Genomic DNA, 15,969 nt, shown 5'->3' with positions numbered 1-15,969 from the left:
GCCACGGCTGCGTTTTCTTTTATGTGCGGCGCCTGGCCGCCCCGCTTATGCGAGGTCGAACCGGTCTGCGTTCATCACCTTGGTCCAGGCCATGGCGAAGTCCTTGACGAACTTCTCCCCGGCATCGCTCGACGCATAGACTTCGGCCAGCGCCCGGAGCTGCGAGTTGGAGCCGAACACCAGATCGGTGCGCGTGCCGGTCCATTTCTGCTCGCCGCTGTTGCGGTCGGTACCGGCGAACACCTCGTCACCTGCTTCGTCGATCTCCTTCCACGCCGTGCCCATGTCGAGCAGGTTGACGAAGAAGTCGTTGGTCAGCTTGCCCGGCCGGTCGGTGAATACGCCGTGCGCCGATCCGTCGGTGTTGGCGCCCAGCACGCGCAGGCCGCCCACCAGCACGGTCATTTCGGGTGCGCTGAGGCCCAGCAGCTGGGCGCGATCGATCAGCAGCTCCTCGGTCGGCACGCTGTAGCGGACCGACAGATAGTTGCGGAAACCGTCCGCGCCCGGCTCGAGCACCGCGAAGCCCTCGACATCGGTCTGCTCCTGCGACGCATCGGTGCGGCCCGGCGTGAAGGGCAGGCGGATATCGTGGCCGGCATCGTTCGCGGCCTTCTCGACCGCCGCGGTGCCGCCCAGCACGATCAGGTCGGCGATGCTGACCTTCTTGCCGCCCGAAGCCGCCCCGTCGAACTTCGCCTTGATGTCCTCATAGACGGCGAGAACCTTGGCCAGCTTCGCCGGTTCGTTGACCTTCCAGTCCTTCTGAGGCGCGAGGCGGAGACGGCCGCCATTGGCGCCGCCGCGATGGTCTGACCCGCGATAGGTCGAGGCCGAGGCCCATGCGGTGCTCACCAGCTCGGCCACGCTCAGGCCGGAGCCCAGGATCGACTTCTTCAGGTCGGCAATGTCGCCGATATCGATCTGGGCATAATCGGCCTTGGGGATCGGATCCTGCCAGATCAGGTCCTCTGCGGGCACTTCCGGGCCGAGATAACGGGCCTTGGGGCCCATGTCGCGATGGCACAGCTTGAACCATGCGCGGGCGAACGCGTCGGCGAAATAGGCCGGATCGCTGCGGAACTTCTCCGAGATCTTGCGATATTCCGGGTCCATCTTCATCGCCATGTCGGCGGTGGTCATCATCGTCGGCACCTTGCGGTCCGGGCTGTGCGCGCCGGGCGCCAGCGTCTCTTCGGGATTGCCGACCGGCTGCCACTGCTTCGCGCCCGCCGGGCTCTTCACCAGCTCATAGTCATGGTCGAGCAGCATATCGAAATAGGTCATGTCCCACTTGATCGGGGTGGGGGTCCATGCGCCTTCGATGCCGCTGGTGATGGTGTGATCGCCCATGCCGCTCTCGTGACCCGAGAGCCATCCAAAGCCCTGCGTAGCGATATCCGCGCCTTCCGGCTCGACGCCGACCAGCGAGGCATCGCCTGCACCATGCGCCTTGCCGAAGGTGTGGCCGCCAGCGGTCAGCGCACAGGTCTCCTCGTCGTTCATGCCCATGCGCGAGAAGGTCATGCGGATGTCGCGCGCCGAAAGCAGCGGATCGGGATTGCCGCCCGGACCCTCGGGATTGACGTAGATGAGGCCCATCTGGATCGCGGCGAGCGGGTTTTCCAGCGCGCGGCCGGCTTCGTCGTCGATGCGGGTCAGGCTGTCGGGGCTGCCGACCCATTGCTCCTCGGTGCCCCAATAGATGTCCTTTTCGGGCTCCCACACATCGGCGCGGCCGCCGCCGAAGCCGAACACCGGGCCGCCCATCGATTCGATCGCGACATTGCCGGCCAGGATCATCAGGTCCGCCCAGCTCAGTTTCGCGCCATACTTCGCCTTGATCGGCCAGAGCAGGCGGCGTGCCTTGTCGAGATTGCCGTTATCGGGCCAGCTGTTGAGCGGGGCGAAACGCTGCTGCCCCGCACCCGCGCCGCCGCGGCCATCGCCGGTGCGATACGTGCCGGCCGAGTGCCACGCCATGCGGATGAAGAAGGGGCCGTAATGCCCGTAATCGGCCGGCCACCAGGGCTGGCTGTCGGTCATCAGCGCGGTCAGGTCGCGCTTCACCGCGGCATAGTCGAGCGACTTGAACGCCGTGGCATAATCGAAATCGTCGCCCATCGGATCGCCCGAGGCGCCCTTCTGCTGAAGGATCTCGATGCTCAGCTGGTTGGGCCACCAGTCGCGATTGGTACGGCCGAGAAGCTTCCGCAGCGCGGCCTTCTCCTGCATCGGGCATCCGCTCAACGGGTCGCCGCTGGTCTTCGCGTCCATATCCACAATCCTCTCTCTGGTGGCTTTCGCACACGCTAGGCCTGCCGCAGCGCGCGCAGAAACGAGGAAAGTCGGTCAGCGAAAACTGGAAAATCGATCAGACGGCGGTTGGGACCGGCGCAAAGAAAAGGGCGGCACCTTCCGGTACCGCCCTGTTCCCCCTTTATTGTCGGCTATTAAAACCGAAAACCGACCGCAACGCCATAGGTTAGCGGAACAATTTCCTGCCGCGACTGCTTCAGCGCCGACATATTCACGCCGATTACGCGCTGATCGGTAAGGTTTGCGCCGAAGACGCGGACGTAAACCGGCATGCCGCCCGGCTCATAGGTCAGCGATGCGCCGAGCGAATCATATTCGAACACGCGATCCTGCGGCCCGACACCGACCTTGAACCCGTCGGTGCGGAAATAGCTGGCCGAGAAGATCAGCTTGCCGTCACCGGGCAGGCGCGCGGTGTAGTCGACGCCCAGGTTGAACGACCAGCTCGGCGCGAACAGGCCCTCGGTGCCGCTGGCGTTGAGCACGGTCTGATTGCCGTTGCCGGTCACCGGATCGGGCACGAACGCCACCGCATTGGGGAAGGAGTCGTACTCGGCATGCATCAGCGTGCCGCTGGCGCGGAAGCGCAGGTCGCGGGTCGGCTGGACGATCATGTCGAGGTCGAGGCCGTAGATGGTCTCGCTGGCGGCGTTCTGCAGCGACGTCGTGCCGCCGCCACCGCCGCCCGCGACGATGATGTCGAGCTGGATGTCCTTATAATCGTAATAGAAGGCGGCGAGGTTGAGCTGCACCGTACGGTTCGCGAACTGGCTCTTTACGCCGACTTCATAGGCATCGAGCTGTTCGGGCCGCACCGGCACCTGGCCGGGGGTGAAGTCGTTCATGTTGAACGTGCCCGACTTGAAGCCGCGATTGTACGAGACATAGCCCATCACGTCGGGCGCCAGCTCCTGATCGACCGCGAGGCGCCAGGTCAGCTTGTCGAAGGTCGCTTCGAGGCCGGAGTCGCTTACCAGCGGTACCAGCGTGGCCGAATAGAAGAGCGGCGCGATCTGGCCGATGCCCTGCACGTTGAAGTCGTAGCCGCGGGTCTCGCTGGTGTAGCGCAGGCCGGCGGTGATCTTGGTGGTGGGGGTCACCGCCCAAGTGAGCTGGCCATAGCCGGCGATGGCGCGGGTGCGGCCTTCCGCATTCACATGCGTCGCGGTGGCGCCCGGCGTCGCCGCGATCTGGCTGAAGCTGTGGGTATAGGGGGCGTTCTGGATGATGTTCAGCGGCTCGATCTGTGCCGTGCCGTCGAAATAATAGGCACCCAGCACCCATTGCACCGGTCCGCTGCCGGTCGAGAGCAATTGCACTTCCTGCGAGAAGTCCTCGACGCCCTGAATCTCGTCGAAATAATAAAAATCGGCCGACGTGCCGTCATAGTCGAGCTGCGAGATGACGGTGGTTTCGACATAGCCGGTGATCGACACCAGATCGACGCCGGGGAAGGAATAGCGGATCTTGCCGGTGGCGCGGAACGCCTCCACCCCGAACGTGTTCGGGCTGCCCTGATATTCGTAGATATCGGGATCGAAGGTGCCGCCGAAGAAGGTGCCGACCGGCATCGTCCCGCGCACCGGATTGAGGTTCGAGTTCAGGTTGGTGGTGGTGCGATCCATGTACATCGCGCCCAGCGTGATCTCGAGATTGTCGCCGGGCTTGATCAGCAGCTTCGCGTCCACGCTGTCGCCGGTGCCGCCGCCGAACTTGCCGGGATAGCGGGTGCCGGTGTTGGTCGCGAAATCGCCGCCGCCGGTGTGCATATAGCTGGCGTTGAACGCGATGCTGTCGCTGATCGGGCCGGTCACATAGCCCTTGGCCACCCACTGATCGAAGCGGCCGTACGAGGCCTCGGCCGAACCGCTGAATTCGAACTGGGGCTGGCGGGTGACGATGTTGATCGCGCCGCCGGTGGCGTTGCGGCCGAACAACGTGCCCTGCGGACCCTTCAGCACTTCCATCCGCTCGATCGAGTTGAACTCGAGGATGTTGGCCGATTTGTCCGACTGGTAGACGCCGTCGATATAGACCGCGATCGAGCTGTCGTTGCCCGTCGCCGGCGAGTTCGACCCGACGCCGCGGATATAGGGGATGAAGAAGCTGTTCGCCGCAGTGGGCGAGGTGGTGACGCCCGGTGCGATGCGCGGCAGATCGAGCGCGTTGAGCACGCCCGCAGTCTCGATCTGGCTCGGCTCGATGGTGGAGACCGCGATCGGCACGTCCTGCAGCCGCTCCTCGCGGCGCTGGGCGGTAACGACGATATCCTGGATGCCGGTGGCTTCCTCGGTTTCCTGTACCGGCGGCTTGGCATCCTGCGCCCAGGCCGATGCCATGGGCGATGCCGAAGCCAGCAGGAAAAGAGCAAGTTTCGCGGGCGCGCCCGACGTGAACGACTTGATCATACGATCCTCCCCAATTTTCTTATCTTTAGATCCGGGAAGCTATCCGTGGGGCAGCACAGGCGCCAATCAGTAATGGTTGGCGCTGCATGCCATTCCCTCATGCCGCGGTGCGGCGATTACGGGCGGCTTTACTTGGATGTTTAGCCGTTGGCGGCGCGGGCGGACTGCGCCGCGCCGAAATCGTTTCGTGCGCGGAACCGGATCGGCATGTGCTTGATGCCCCAGAACAGGTTCGAGCTGGCCCATTCGACCGGCCCGGCCAGTTCGATATCGTCCATATGCGCCAGCACTTCGCCGAGCATCACCGCCATGTCGAGCCGCGCCAGATGCGCGCCGAGGCAGAAATGCTTGCCCACCGCGAACCCCAGATGCGGATTGGGGCTGCGGCGGACATCGAACTTCTCGGGGTTCTCGAACACGCGCGGATCGCGATTGGCGGCGTGGAACCAGATGACGGCCCAGTCGCCTTCCTTCATCTGCTGCCCGCCGACCTCGACATCCTCCGTCACCGTGCGCAGCGTGTGGGTGAGCGGCGAGGAATAGCGGACGAACTCCTCCGCAGCTGCGCGCAGCACCGCCGGATCGTTGCGGTTCGCGCGCAGCCATTCGAGCTGCTCGGGGTCTTTCATCAGCTCGAGCAGGCCGACGCTCATCGACGAGCGGGTGGTCTCATGCCCGGCGGCGAAGAACATCAGCCCGTTGAAACCGATCTGGGTGTGGGTCAGCGGCACGCCGTCGATCTCGGCCTGCACCAGTGCGGTCAGCAGATCGTCCTGCGGATTGGCGCGGCGCAGTTCGGCGAGTTCGACTACGGTGCGCATGATGTTGCTGACGCCCGCGGTGCTGGTCTCGACCGGCGTGCCGATCGAGAACTCAGGATCCTCGGGTGCGGCGAACATGTTGTTCCACAGGTAGAAATCGTCCCACATCTCGCGCGGTACGCCCAGGATCGCGGCGATCACTGCGGTCGGCAGGCGGCCGGCATATTGGGTGGTGAAGTCGCACGTCCCGCGCGGCAGGATATCGGCCAGGATCTCGTCGCTGACCGAACGGACCAGCGCCTCCAGCGAATTGACGCTGTTCGAGGTGAACTGGGTCGAGAAATAGCGGCGCAGCGCATTGTGCGGTTGGCCGTCCATGGTGGCCAGCTGCTGCGCGCTCTGGGTCAGCTGGGTGAACAGCGAATCCTCGGGATTCTCGAACTCAGGCCCCATCGGCAGGTTCGCGCCCGCACGCTGCACGCTGAAGATGCGCGTGTCGTTCATCAGCATGAACTTGGCGTCGGCATGGCGGGTGACCGACCAGAATTTCTTGGTGAGCCGCCCCTCGGTCCAGTGCACCGGGTCTTCCTCGCGCAATCGCCGCCAGATCGCGTGCGGATCGCCATCGGCGAAGAATACGGGATTGGTGAGGTCGATATCGTCCTGGCGCATGGCCGTCCCCTCCGGTTGCGGCGCTTTGGCCGCTTTCGGGAAAGGCTATGCGGGGGCAGGGCAGGCAACCAGAGCAGATTTTCTCATGCCGCCATCACCAAAGTCCGGTGGCGGGGGCGGCGGGGAGGGCGCAGAAATCCGGCTCATGGAAGAAGCACCCCTATTGATCGAACGGCGCGGGCCGATCCTGATCCTGACGCTCAACCGGCCGCATGTGCGTAACGCGATGAACGCGGCCTCGTCGCAGGCGCTGACCGCGGCGCTGGACGACTATGAAGCCGATCCGTCGCTGTTCGTCGGCATCATCACCGGCGCGGGCGGGCATTTCAGCGCGGGCGCGGACCTGAAGGCTTCGGCGGCACAGGGTCATAGCGGATCGCGCACCGCGCGCGGGCCGATGGGCATTTGCGAGCGCCCGCCTGCCAAGCCGATGATCGCCGCGGTCGAAGGCGCGGCGGCAGGCGGCGGGTTCGAGATCGCGCTGGCCTGCCACCTGATCGTCGCGGCCGAGACCGCTCGGATGGGGTTGCCGGAAGTGCGGCACAACCTCGTCGCGAACGGTGGGGGGCTGTTGTACCTGCCCAGCCGCATCCCCACGAACATTGCTGCCGAAGTGGTGCTGACCGGCGACCTGTTCCCGGCAGAGTTCTTCCACCGCCACGGCCTGATCAACCGGCTGACCCCGCCCGGCGAGGCGCTGGCCGGGGCGCTGGAACTGGCCGAACGGCTGATCCGCAATGGACCGACCGCGCTGGCCGCCGCCGCCGCGATCCTGCGTGCTGCACCGGGCTGGCCGGCTGACGAAGCCTGGGCGCGGCAGGCCGAACTGGCCCGTCCCGCGCTGGAATCGGAGGATCGCCGCGAAGGCGCCCGCGCCTTTGTCGAGAAGCGTCCGCCGGTGTGGCAGGGGAAGTAGTCCCTTTTCACTTCCCCAGCGAAGGCTGGGGCCCAGTTGCCAAGGTCGGCGTAACGGCGTGCAGGCGCTGACCAAGAGCGCCTTGCACCTGGACCCCAGCCTTCGCTGGGGAAGGCAAGAAGAGGGAGTGGGATACCTCACGTCAAATCCCCTTCTGGCGTCGGGCGCATCTCTCCACTAATAGCGCGCGCCAACATGGCACGTATCGAAACCCCCAAGCGCATTCGCGGCACCCAGGACATTTTCGGCGACGAGCAGCGGCGCTTTGCCCATGTGCTCGACGCATTCGATCGCGTGCGCCGCCTCTATTGCTTCCAGCGGGTCGAGATCCCGGTGTTCGAAGCGACCGGCGTGTTCGCGCGCAGCATGGGCGAGACGTCGGACGTGGTCTCGAAGGAGATGTACACGTTCGAGGACAAGGGCGGCGACCTCATCACCCTGCGGCCCGAATTCACCGCCGGCATCTGCCGTGCGTACATCACCGAAGGCTGGCAGCAGTACGCACCGATGAAGCTGGTCACCAGCGGCCCGGTGTTCCGCTACGAGCGTCCGCAAAAGGGCCGCTTCCGCCAGTTCCATCAGCTCGACGCCGAGATCATCGGCGCGGCCGAACCCGCTGCCGATGTCGAGCTGCTGGTGCTGGCCGATCAGCTGCTGCACGAGCTGGGCATCGCCGACGGCGTGACGCTCCAGCTCAACACGCTGGGCGATGCCGAGACGCGCGACGCATGGCGCGCGGCTTTGGTCGCGCATTTCGAAGCGCACAAGGATCAGCTGTCCGAGGACAGCCTGACCCGGCTCGAGAAGAACCCGATGCGCATCCTGGATTCCAAAGATCCGGGCGACCGCGTGGTGGCCGACAGCGCGCCGGATATCGACGCCTATCTGACCGAAGAGGCCGCGGCGTTCTTCAAAGCGGTGACCGACGGCCTCGACGCTGCGGGGGTGAACTGGACCCGCAACGCACGGCTGGTGCGCGGGCTGGACTATTACCGTCACACTGCGTTCGAGTTCGTCACCGACCGGCTGGGCGCGCAAGGCACCGTGCTGGCGGGCGGCCGCTATGACGGGCTGATCGGGAATCTGGGCGGGCCGGAGACGGCGGGCGTGGGCTGGGCGGCGGGTGTCGAGCGGCTGGCGATGCTGATCGAGGAGCCAACAGCAGGTTCGGTCGAGGTGGTTGTCATCCCGATGGGTGATGCAGCAAACCTCAAAGCGCAGTCGATCCTGGCGGAACTGCGCCGGGACGGCATCTCTGCCGACATGGCGTTTCGCGGCAATATGAAACGGCGGATGCAGAAGGCCGATGCGCTTGGCGCTCGTTACGCCATCATTCTGGGTGATGACGAACTTGCCCGCGGCGAGGCTGCCGTGAAGCGGCTTGCCGACGGTACGCAGCAGTCGGTTCCGCTGGACGATCTGTGTGATGCGATGTGGGCGCAGATAACGGGAGACGAGTTTCCCGATGCGGTCACGACCGTTGACGATGAAGTCGTGAAGGGGCCGTTCCAGCCGTGAAAATCCCTGCTGACCGCATCGCGGCCATCGAGGCGCGGCGCGACGAACTTCAGGCGATGATGGCGACCGGCGATCTGTCGGGCGAGCGTTTCGTGCAGGTGTCGAAGGAATATGCCGAGCTGGAGCCGGTCGCGGTCGCGGCGGGCGAGGTGCGGCGGTTGCGGGCCGAGGGGCAATCGCTGCTGCTGATGACGCAGGACGCGGACGACGAGCTGCGGCTGATGGCGTCCGAGGAACTGCGCACCAACAGCGAGACGCTGGAAACCGCCGAGCGCAAGCTGGCGCTGGCGCTGCTGCCGCGCGATGCCGCCGACGAGCGCGCCGCGATGCTGGAAATCCGAGCGGGCGTGGGTGGGGATGAGGCAGCGCTCTTCGCCGCCGATCTGTTCCGCATGTACCAGCGCTATGCCGACCGGATGGGCTGGCGGGTCGAACTGATCTCGGCCAGCAGCTCGGAAGCCGGCGGCTATAAGGAAGTGATCGCCAGCGTCACCGGCGCGGGGGTGTTCGCGCGGCTGAAGTTCGAAAGCGGCGCACACCGCGTCCAGCGCGTGCCAGCGACCGAAGCGGGCGGGCGTATCCACACTTCGGCCGCGACCGTCGCGGTGCTGCCCGAGGCCGAGGAAGTCGATGTGAAGATCGACGACAAGGACCTGCGCATCGACATCTATCGCTCGTCCGGCCCCGGTGGCCAGTCGGTCAACACGACCGACTCCGCGGTCCGCATCGTCCATATCCCGACCGGTCTGGTCGTGATCCAGCAGGACGAGAAGTCGCAGCACAAGAACAAGGCCAAGGCGCTGAAGGTGCTCCGCACCCGCCTGTACGAGCAGGAACGCGAGCGGCTCCATGCCGAGCGCGCCGGCGCACGCCAGTCGATGGTCGGATCCGGCGACCGTTCGGAGCGCATCCGCACCTACAACTTCCCGCAGGGCCGGGTGACCGACCACCGCATCAACCTGACCCTCCACCGCCTGCCCGAGATTATGGAAGGCGAAATGGACGAGCTGATCGGCGCCCTGATCGCGCAGGACGAAGCCGACCGGCTGGCGCAGCTGGATGGCTGAGACTGCCGATCTCGGACCGGCACTCATTTCGTATCTGGGCTACCAGCGCGCCTCATACCCGCAATCCGATTGGCGGGCGGTGGTCGATGCGCTCGGGATGGAGCGCGCGGATGCCGTCGAACTACCGATGCTCGATTTGCTGGCCCGGCTTCGCGAAATGAAGCCTGATTGGCAGGCGCTTTCGCTCTATCAGGGCAGCGAATGGGCGGTGCGCGAACTCCGCCGCGCGTCTCCCGAACTCGACGATCGCGCGAGCAAGCCGCTCGTCTGGCTCTTTTCGTACGAGAACAAGTGAGCGCCGTCTGGTCCGAGCTTGCGCAGGCTGCCCAGCAGCTCGCGCCGATCAGCGACACCGCGCGCCTCGACGCCGAACTGCTGATGGCGCACGCGCTGGGTGTCACGCGCGAAGCGATGTTGTTGCGCGGGCTGGAGGGTGAAGCGCCCGAAGGTTTCGCAGCCCTCCTCCAGCGTCGCCTGAACCATGAGCCGATCGCGTACATTACCGGCACCCGCGCCTTCTGGACCATCGACCTCGAAGTCGGCCCCGGCGTGCTGGTGCCGCGTGTCGACAGTGAAACGCTGATCGAAGCCGCGATCCTCCATTTCGGGGAGCGGGCCCCGTGGCGGATCCTCGATCTCGGCACCGGGCCGGGCACGCTGCTGCTCGCCGCGCTGGACAATTGGCCCGAAGCGACCGGGTTGGGCGTCGATGCGTCGGAGACTGCTTTGGCGTATGCGCGACGCAATGCCATGCGGCTGGGGATCGATCGCGCCGAGTTCCGCCTTGGCGACTGGGCAGAGGGGATCGAGGCGCGGTTCGATCTGATCCTGGCCAACCCGCCCTATATCGGCACAGCGGAACAATTGCCGCCCGAGGTCCGCGATCACGAGCCGGGCGAGGCGCTGTTCGCCGGGGCCGACGGGCTGGACGATTATCGCCGTATCGTGCCGGAGCTGCCGCGCCTGCTCGCGCCCGGCGGAATCGCGGTGATGGAGATCGGCTACACCCAGGCCGAAGCGGTTTCCGCATTGGTCGCCCAACATGGGTTAAGACCGGCGGTAACCCGCGATCTTAAGGGACTTTCCCGAGTAGTGACCGCCGTTGAATTGTAGCATTTGGGACATATATTTCTGCTTGGAGATTGGTGCTGCACCCGCTAAGACCGGGTTGGGGTAGGGCACTTTCAACCAGGTTGTTGAAAAGCAGGTCGTTGAACAGCGCGACCCCAATCCAGGTCATGTGAGCCGCCCCGTCCGGTGGCCATGGCGGCGGGATGTTCCGTTGGAGCATGCCGCGAACGGTAACACGCATCCGGGACCCGATGGATCGACGGACAGCTTTGTAAAAAGACAGGACAAACAGACCTTGATGAACAATCGTCAGGCGAACGGCCGCAGGCGCGGTCGTGGCGGACAGCAGCAGCGTTCGGGCGGTGGCCAGGGTGGCCAGCGCGACAACGGCAACCGGATCGATAACCGCGCCCGCGGCAACGCTGCCCAGCTGCTCGAAAAATACAAGAATCTGGCGCGCGACGCCCAGATGCAGGGCGATCGGGTCAACACCGAATATTATCTCCAGTTCGCCGACCATTATTTCCGCGTCCTCGCCGAGACCCGCTCGCGCTTCGAGGAGAACAACCCCGGCCAGCAGCAGCCGCGTCATCAGAACGGCACCGACGATTTCGCCGACGATTTCGGCTTCGAAGCCGAAGGCGACCGCGACGATCAGCCGCGCGGCGACGAGGGCGGCCAGCGTGAAGATCGCGATCATCGCGGCAACCGTGAGGACCGTGACAATCGTGGCAATGGCCGCGAGGCGCGCGGCGACCGCGAAGGCCGTGGCAATCGCGACACTGGGCGCGACAATAGCCGCGACAACGGGCGTGACGGTGGCCGCGAAGATCGTGGAAACCGCGAGGAACGCGCTTCGCGTGAGGATCGCGACGATCGCCGCAACGGCCGCGCCAATGGCAACGGCCATTATAATGGCGACGAAGCCGAGGCTCCCGAAGTCCAGGCCGAGGAAGCGCCGCGCGCCCCGCGCCGCGGCCTGCGCACCCGCCGCGACCGCGAAGCCGCTCCGGAAGCTGAGGCTTCGCACGGCATCGACGCCGCGATCCTGCCGCCGGCTCTGGGCATCGACACCGGCGCTTCGGAAGAAGCCCCGGTCGAGGAAAAGCCCAAGCGCCGCGGCCGTCCGCGTCGCGACGCCGAAGTCGCAGCCGAATAACCTCTTTCCCGTCACCCCTCGTTCGTGGGGGGTGACGGAAATAGGGGTTAATTCGTCGCGAACCCCCTATCCCGCGCCTGCCGACCTGCTACCATCATGACATAGCAGTTCGGGGAGGTTCGCGATGCGCTGGTTGGCTCTCACCCTCATGGCGCTGCCTGCCGTGGCGCAGGCCCAGACCGCGGCGGTGCCCGCTCCCGGCCAGACCGCCCAGGGCGATGTCTCGGTCACCATCTACAACAACGATCTCGCGCTGGTGCAGGACACGCGCACGCTGACCCTGCCGTCCAGCCGCATCCGCCAGGAATTCGCCGACGTCTCGGCCAGCATCCGCCCCGAAACGGTGACGGTGAGCGGATCGGGTCTGACCGTGGTCGAGCAGAATTTCGATTACGACCTGCTCAGCCCCGCCAAGCTGATGGAGAAGGCGGTCGGCACCACCGTGACGCTGGTGCGCCGCAATGCCGCGGGCGTGGAAACGACCGAGCAGGCGAAGATCCTCGCCAACAATGGCGGCACTGTCATTCAGATCGGCAACCGTATCGAGATCCTCGAGCAATATGGCGCGCGGGTGATCTTCCCCACGCTGCCGCCGAACTTGCGCGCGCGGCCGACTTTGTCGGTAACCTTCGACAGCAGCAGCGCCGGGGCGCGGCCGGTGACGCTCAACTATCTGTCGCGCGGGCTTGGCTGGAAGGCCGATTACGTTGCGCTGTTCGACGATAGCGCCGGCAAGATCGACGTGCAGGGCTGGATCACGCTGACCAACAATAGCGGCACGACCTTCAGCAATGCGCGCACTCTGCTCGTCGCGGGCGCGGTCGGCGGGGGCAACAGCGGGCGGCCGAGCTCTCGGCCCTATTATAACGGGAACCAGAGCATTCCGGGCAACCGCCCCGGCACCCAGACCGCCCCGCGCGAGCAACTGGGCGACTTCTATATCTATCCGCTGGCCGAGCGGACCACGATCGCCCAGGCGCAGCAGAAGCAGGTCAGCTTCCTCGACGTCGCCGGGGCGCCTGCCGCGCGCGGCTATTTCTATCGCAACCAGTGGCTGGGCAGCCTGAACGAAGCGGTGAGCTTCGATACGGTGCTGCGCTTCTCGTCGTCGCGCGAAGGCGGGCTGGGCGATGCGCTGCCCGCGGGCTCGGTGCGCGTCTATATGCGCGATGCGCGCGGCCAGCCGCAGTTCATCGGCGAAAGCGCGATCCCGCACACGCCGATGGGTTCCAGCCTGGCGCTGAAGACCGGCGAGGCGTTCGATGTGAAGGTGAAGCCGACGGTCGAGAAGCGCGAAGCGCTGGGCCGCGATCGCTGGCGGACGACGATGCGCTATACGATCACCAATGCGCGATCGACGCCGGTGACGGTCGATCTCGCCCAGTCCGGCCTCGACAGCTATTGGGACGACACCCGCATCGAGAGCGAGAGCCAGAAGAGCGAACGCGTCTCGTCCGACGAGACGATGTGGAAGGTGACCGTGCCCGCCAATGGCGAAGCGACCGTCACCGCCGTTTTCCTCACGCGCTTCTGACCCGCCGGTGCGGCCGATCCGCGCCCTGATTGCCCTGATCGCCACGTTGCTGGCGAGTGCGCCTGCGTTCGCCCAGACGGTATCGTCGCCAGGGCCGGAGTCGGTTGCGGTCACCATCTATCGCGCGCCGGGCTATGATCCGGCCGACGACCAGCAATTCGAGACGCAGTGGCTCGAAGGCTATGCGCTGGTCACCGAGCAGCGGACGATCACCATTCCCGCGGGCCGCGGCACGATCCGGTTCGAAGGTGTCGCCGGGGGCATCCTGCCCGAAAGCGCGATCGTCACCGGCCTGCCCGACGGGGTGCGCGAGAAGAATCTCGATGCCGATCTGCTCAGCCCGCGCTCGCTTTATGATCGCAGCCTTGGGCGGCCGGTCACGATCCGCCGGACGGTGAACGGCAAGAGCGTCGAGGAGCCCGCAATCATCCGCTCCGGCCCGAACGGCGCCGCGATCGTCCAGACCCGCACCGGCTTCATCGCACTGAACTGCGGCAATGAGGACGAGGCGATCGTCTATAATGAAGTGCCGCCGGGGCTGACCGCCAAGCCGACCCTGTCGATCGAAACCGATTCCCCGGTCGAGCGCAAGGTGACGGTCACGCTTTCCTATCTGGCGTGGGGCTTCGAGTGGAAGGCCAGCTATGTCGCGACGATGCGGCCCGATGGGAAGACCGCCGATCTGTTCGCCTGGGTGACTTTGGCCAATGGCGACGTGACCAGCTTCGAGAATGCCGAGACGATGGTGGTCGCGGGCGAGGTCAATCGCGAGGACGAGGATTCGGGCGAGCCACTGAGCGGGGGCTCTCCGCTGGAGATGCGCTGCTTCGCGCTGCCGGAGCTTCGCGGCGGGGTGACCGACAGCCTGCCGATGGCCGCACCTCCAATGGAGATGGCGGATGTGGGCGATTCCGAGATCATCGTCACCGCGCAGCGCATGTCTTCCCCGGTACAGGTGCAGCAGGAGGAACTGGGCGATCTGAAGCTGTACCGCGTGCCGCATCGCACGACGGTCGCGTCGATGGGGATCAAGCAGGTCGCGCTGATGGACCGGGAGTCGGTGCCGGTCGACGTGGTCTATAAGGCCAGCATCCGGAACGGCTCGGAATATGGCGTCTATCTCTACCTTCGTGCGCAGAACAGGAAGGACAAGGGGCTGGGGCTGGCTTTGCCCGCGGGGCAGGTCGCTGTGTTCGAGCCGCTGGGCGACAGCCGCGCGCTGATCGGCGAGGGTTCGATCACCGACAAGGCGGTGGGCGAGGAAGTCGAGATCCAGATCGCCGAATCCTATCAGGTCAATGCGATGGTCGACGAGACCGGAACGAACGACGACGGCAGCTGGACCGATCAGCTGCTGACGGTGACCAACGCCAATCCCTTCCCGGTCCGCTTCGAAGCCGAACTGACCGCCGACGATGGCTGGACGCGCGCGCGGACTTCGGCGCGGCTGAAGCGCAAGAACGGGCGCGACGTCTGGGCGGTGGAGATCCCGGCGAACGGCAAGGTCGAGCTGCGCTACCGGCTGGTCGAGCAGCGGCGGAACGACTGAGCGCACGGGCTTTGCATTCATGGGCGATTCGTGAGATTCTCAATCGCCTGAACAGCATGAGGAGAGGAGCGATGACGATCGCAGCAATCCTGAGCGGCAAGGGCAATGCCGTGGTCTCGATCTCGGGCGATCGGACCGTGGCCGAAGCGGTGACGCTTCTGGCGAGCAAACGCATCGGTGCGGTGCCGGTGCTGGAGGGCGGCGCGGTCGCCGGTATCTTCTCCGAACGCGATGTCATCTACTGCCTCGAACGCGAAGGCCCCGCGGCGCTGAACCGCACGGTCGGCCAGGTGATGACGGCGCCGGCGATCACCGTTGCACCCGGTGAGACGATCCTCGGCGCGCTGGCGATGATGACGCGGCGGCGGATTCGCCACCTGCCGGTGGTCGAACGCGGCAAGTGCGTCGGCTTCGTGTCGATCGGCGATCTGGTGAAGCACCGGATCGAACGGATCGAATCCGAGGCCAATGCAATGCGCGACTATATACAGCAGGCCTGAAGCCGGCGGCGCTTACTTGCCGCGCTTCCTCACCATGTCGACCACTTCCTCGATCGTGCCGCGGGCAAAGATGGCCAGCCACGCGCCATAGGCCGCGGCGCCGGTGCAGACGAGGAAGCCCAGCCGGGCGATGGCGGGCATCGCCGGCAGCACATCGTCGAGCAGACTCACCACCAGCGCCATTGCGACTGCGGCCATCGCCGCCGGTGTGATCGCATCGACCAATTCGCGGGCCTTCACTCCGATCACCGGCAGCGTGCGCCAGGCACTGATCCCCAGATAGAGCGGATAGGCAGCGAACCATGCCGCGATCAGCCCCTCGATTCCCCAATTCACGCCGACCAGGAATGCAAGCGGGAGCAGCATCGCGCCGGTAAAGCCGTTGCGCGCGCCGATCTCGGGATGGCCCAGCGCGTCGCTGGCGGGGGCGAACAGGGTCTGGATCGTCATCATCGGCATGGCGAGCGCGAGCCAGTGGACGATCGGCGCGGCCTC

The 15,969-nt window shown here is 65.8% G+C and carries 13 protein-coding genes (1 of these 13 only partly in view); 9 read left to right on the top strand and 4 right to left on the bottom strand.

Annotation, left to right across the window (positions count from 1 at the left end; all coding sequences use genetic code 11):
* Nucleotides 1-45 precede the first annotated feature (45 nt).
* The 3 genes from katG to P1X14_RS05850 all read right to left on the bottom strand — a co-directional run bounded on the left by katG (nucleotide 46) and on the right by P1X14_RS05850 (nucleotide 6,160).
* The gene (gene katG / locus P1X14_RS05860) at nucleotides 46-2,277 is read right to left on the bottom strand and encodes a catalase/peroxidase HPI (RefSeq protein ID WP_277314382.1); all 2,232 of its coding nucleotides are present in this window, start codon (nucleotides 2,275-2,277) and stop codon (nucleotides 46-48) included.
* Nucleotides 2,278-2,453: 176 nt separating this feature from the next.
* Entirely contained in the window at nucleotides 2,454-4,727 is a 2,274-nt protein-coding gene (locus tag P1X14_RS05855; RefSeq protein WP_277314381.1) for a TonB-dependent receptor, read from the bottom strand.
* 140 nt (nucleotides 4,728-4,867) lie between these two features.
* On the bottom strand, nucleotides 4,868-6,160 hold the full coding sequence (locus tag P1X14_RS05850) for a cytochrome P450 (RefSeq protein WP_277314380.1): 1,293 nt from the start codon (nucleotides 6,158-6,160) through the stop codon (nucleotides 4,868-4,870).
* Nucleotides 6,161-6,305: 145 nt separating this feature from the next.
* Here P1X14_RS05850 and P1X14_RS05845 point away from each other — a divergent pair, with 145 nt between their 5' ends.
* The 9 genes from P1X14_RS05845 to P1X14_RS05805 all read left to right on the top strand — a co-directional run bounded on the left by P1X14_RS05845 (nucleotide 6,306) and on the right by P1X14_RS05805 (nucleotide 15,474).
* Nucleotides 6,306-7,076: a crotonase/enoyl-CoA hydratase family protein gene (locus P1X14_RS05845; protein ID WP_277314379.1), complete on the top strand. Its 771-nt coding sequence runs from the start codon at nucleotides 6,306-6,308 to the stop codon at nucleotides 7,074-7,076.
* 195 nt (nucleotides 7,077-7,271) lie between these two features.
* Nucleotides 7,272-8,594, top strand: coding sequence for a histidine--tRNA ligase (hisS, locus tag P1X14_RS05840; protein WP_277314378.1), 1,323 nt, complete (start codon nucleotides 7,272-7,274; stop codon nucleotides 8,592-8,594).
* On the top strand, nucleotides 8,591-9,661 hold the full coding sequence (gene prfA / locus P1X14_RS05835; protein ID WP_277314377.1) for a peptide chain release factor 1: 1,071 nt from the start codon (nucleotides 8,591-8,593) through the stop codon (nucleotides 9,659-9,661). The genes hisS and prfA overlap by 4 nt, the downstream gene beginning before the upstream one ends.
* Nucleotides 9,654-9,956: a hypothetical protein gene (locus P1X14_RS05830; RefSeq protein WP_277314375.1), complete on the top strand. Its 303-nt coding sequence runs from the start codon at nucleotides 9,654-9,656 to the stop codon at nucleotides 9,954-9,956. Before prfA ends, P1X14_RS05830 begins: the two co-directional genes overlap by 8 nt.
* On the top strand, nucleotides 9,953-10,774 hold the full coding sequence (prmC, locus tag P1X14_RS05825; RefSeq protein WP_277314374.1) for a peptide chain release factor N(5)-glutamine methyltransferase: 822 nt from the start codon (nucleotides 9,953-9,955) through the stop codon (nucleotides 10,772-10,774). The genes P1X14_RS05830 and prmC overlap by 4 nt, the downstream gene beginning before the upstream one ends.
* A gap of 256 nt (nucleotides 10,775-11,030) precedes the next feature.
* The gene (locus P1X14_RS05820; RefSeq protein WP_277314373.1) at nucleotides 11,031-11,891 is read left to right on the top strand and encodes a DUF4167 domain-containing protein; all 861 of its coding nucleotides are present in this window, start codon (nucleotides 11,031-11,033) and stop codon (nucleotides 11,889-11,891) included.
* Nucleotides 11,892-12,015: 124 nt separating this feature from the next.
* Nucleotides 12,016-13,425, top strand: coding sequence for a DUF4139 domain-containing protein (locus tag P1X14_RS05815; protein WP_277314372.1), 1,410 nt, complete (start codon nucleotides 12,016-12,018; stop codon nucleotides 13,423-13,425).
* 7 nt (nucleotides 13,426-13,432) lie between these two features.
* Nucleotides 13,433-14,974, top strand: a complete 1,542-nt coding sequence (locus P1X14_RS05810) for a hypothetical protein (RefSeq protein ID WP_277314371.1) — start codon at nucleotides 13,433-13,435, stop codon at nucleotides 14,972-14,974.
* A gap of 71 nt (nucleotides 14,975-15,045) precedes the next feature.
* Entirely contained in the window at nucleotides 15,046-15,474 is a 429-nt protein-coding gene (locus tag P1X14_RS05805) for a CBS domain-containing protein (protein ID WP_277314370.1), read from the top strand.
* A gap of 12 nt (nucleotides 15,475-15,486) precedes the next feature.
* Here P1X14_RS05805 and P1X14_RS05800 read toward each other — a convergent pair whose 3' ends face one another.
* Nucleotides 15,487-15,969, bottom strand: partial view of a lipopolysaccharide biosynthesis protein gene (locus P1X14_RS05800; protein ID WP_277314369.1) — the end only. It continues 996 nt past the right edge of the window; only the last 483 of its 1,479 coding nucleotides appear in the window; its start codon lies off the right edge, out of view — the gene reads right to left on this strand; its stop codon occupies nucleotides 15,487-15,489.

Source organism: Sphingomonas sp. AOB5, assembly GCF_029433115.1.
Taxonomy (GTDB): Bacteria; Pseudomonadota; Alphaproteobacteria; order Sphingomonadales; family Sphingomonadaceae; genus Sphingomonas.
Note: the sequence above shows the minus strand (reverse complement) of the source record. Positions and strands in the feature narration are given on the sequence as shown.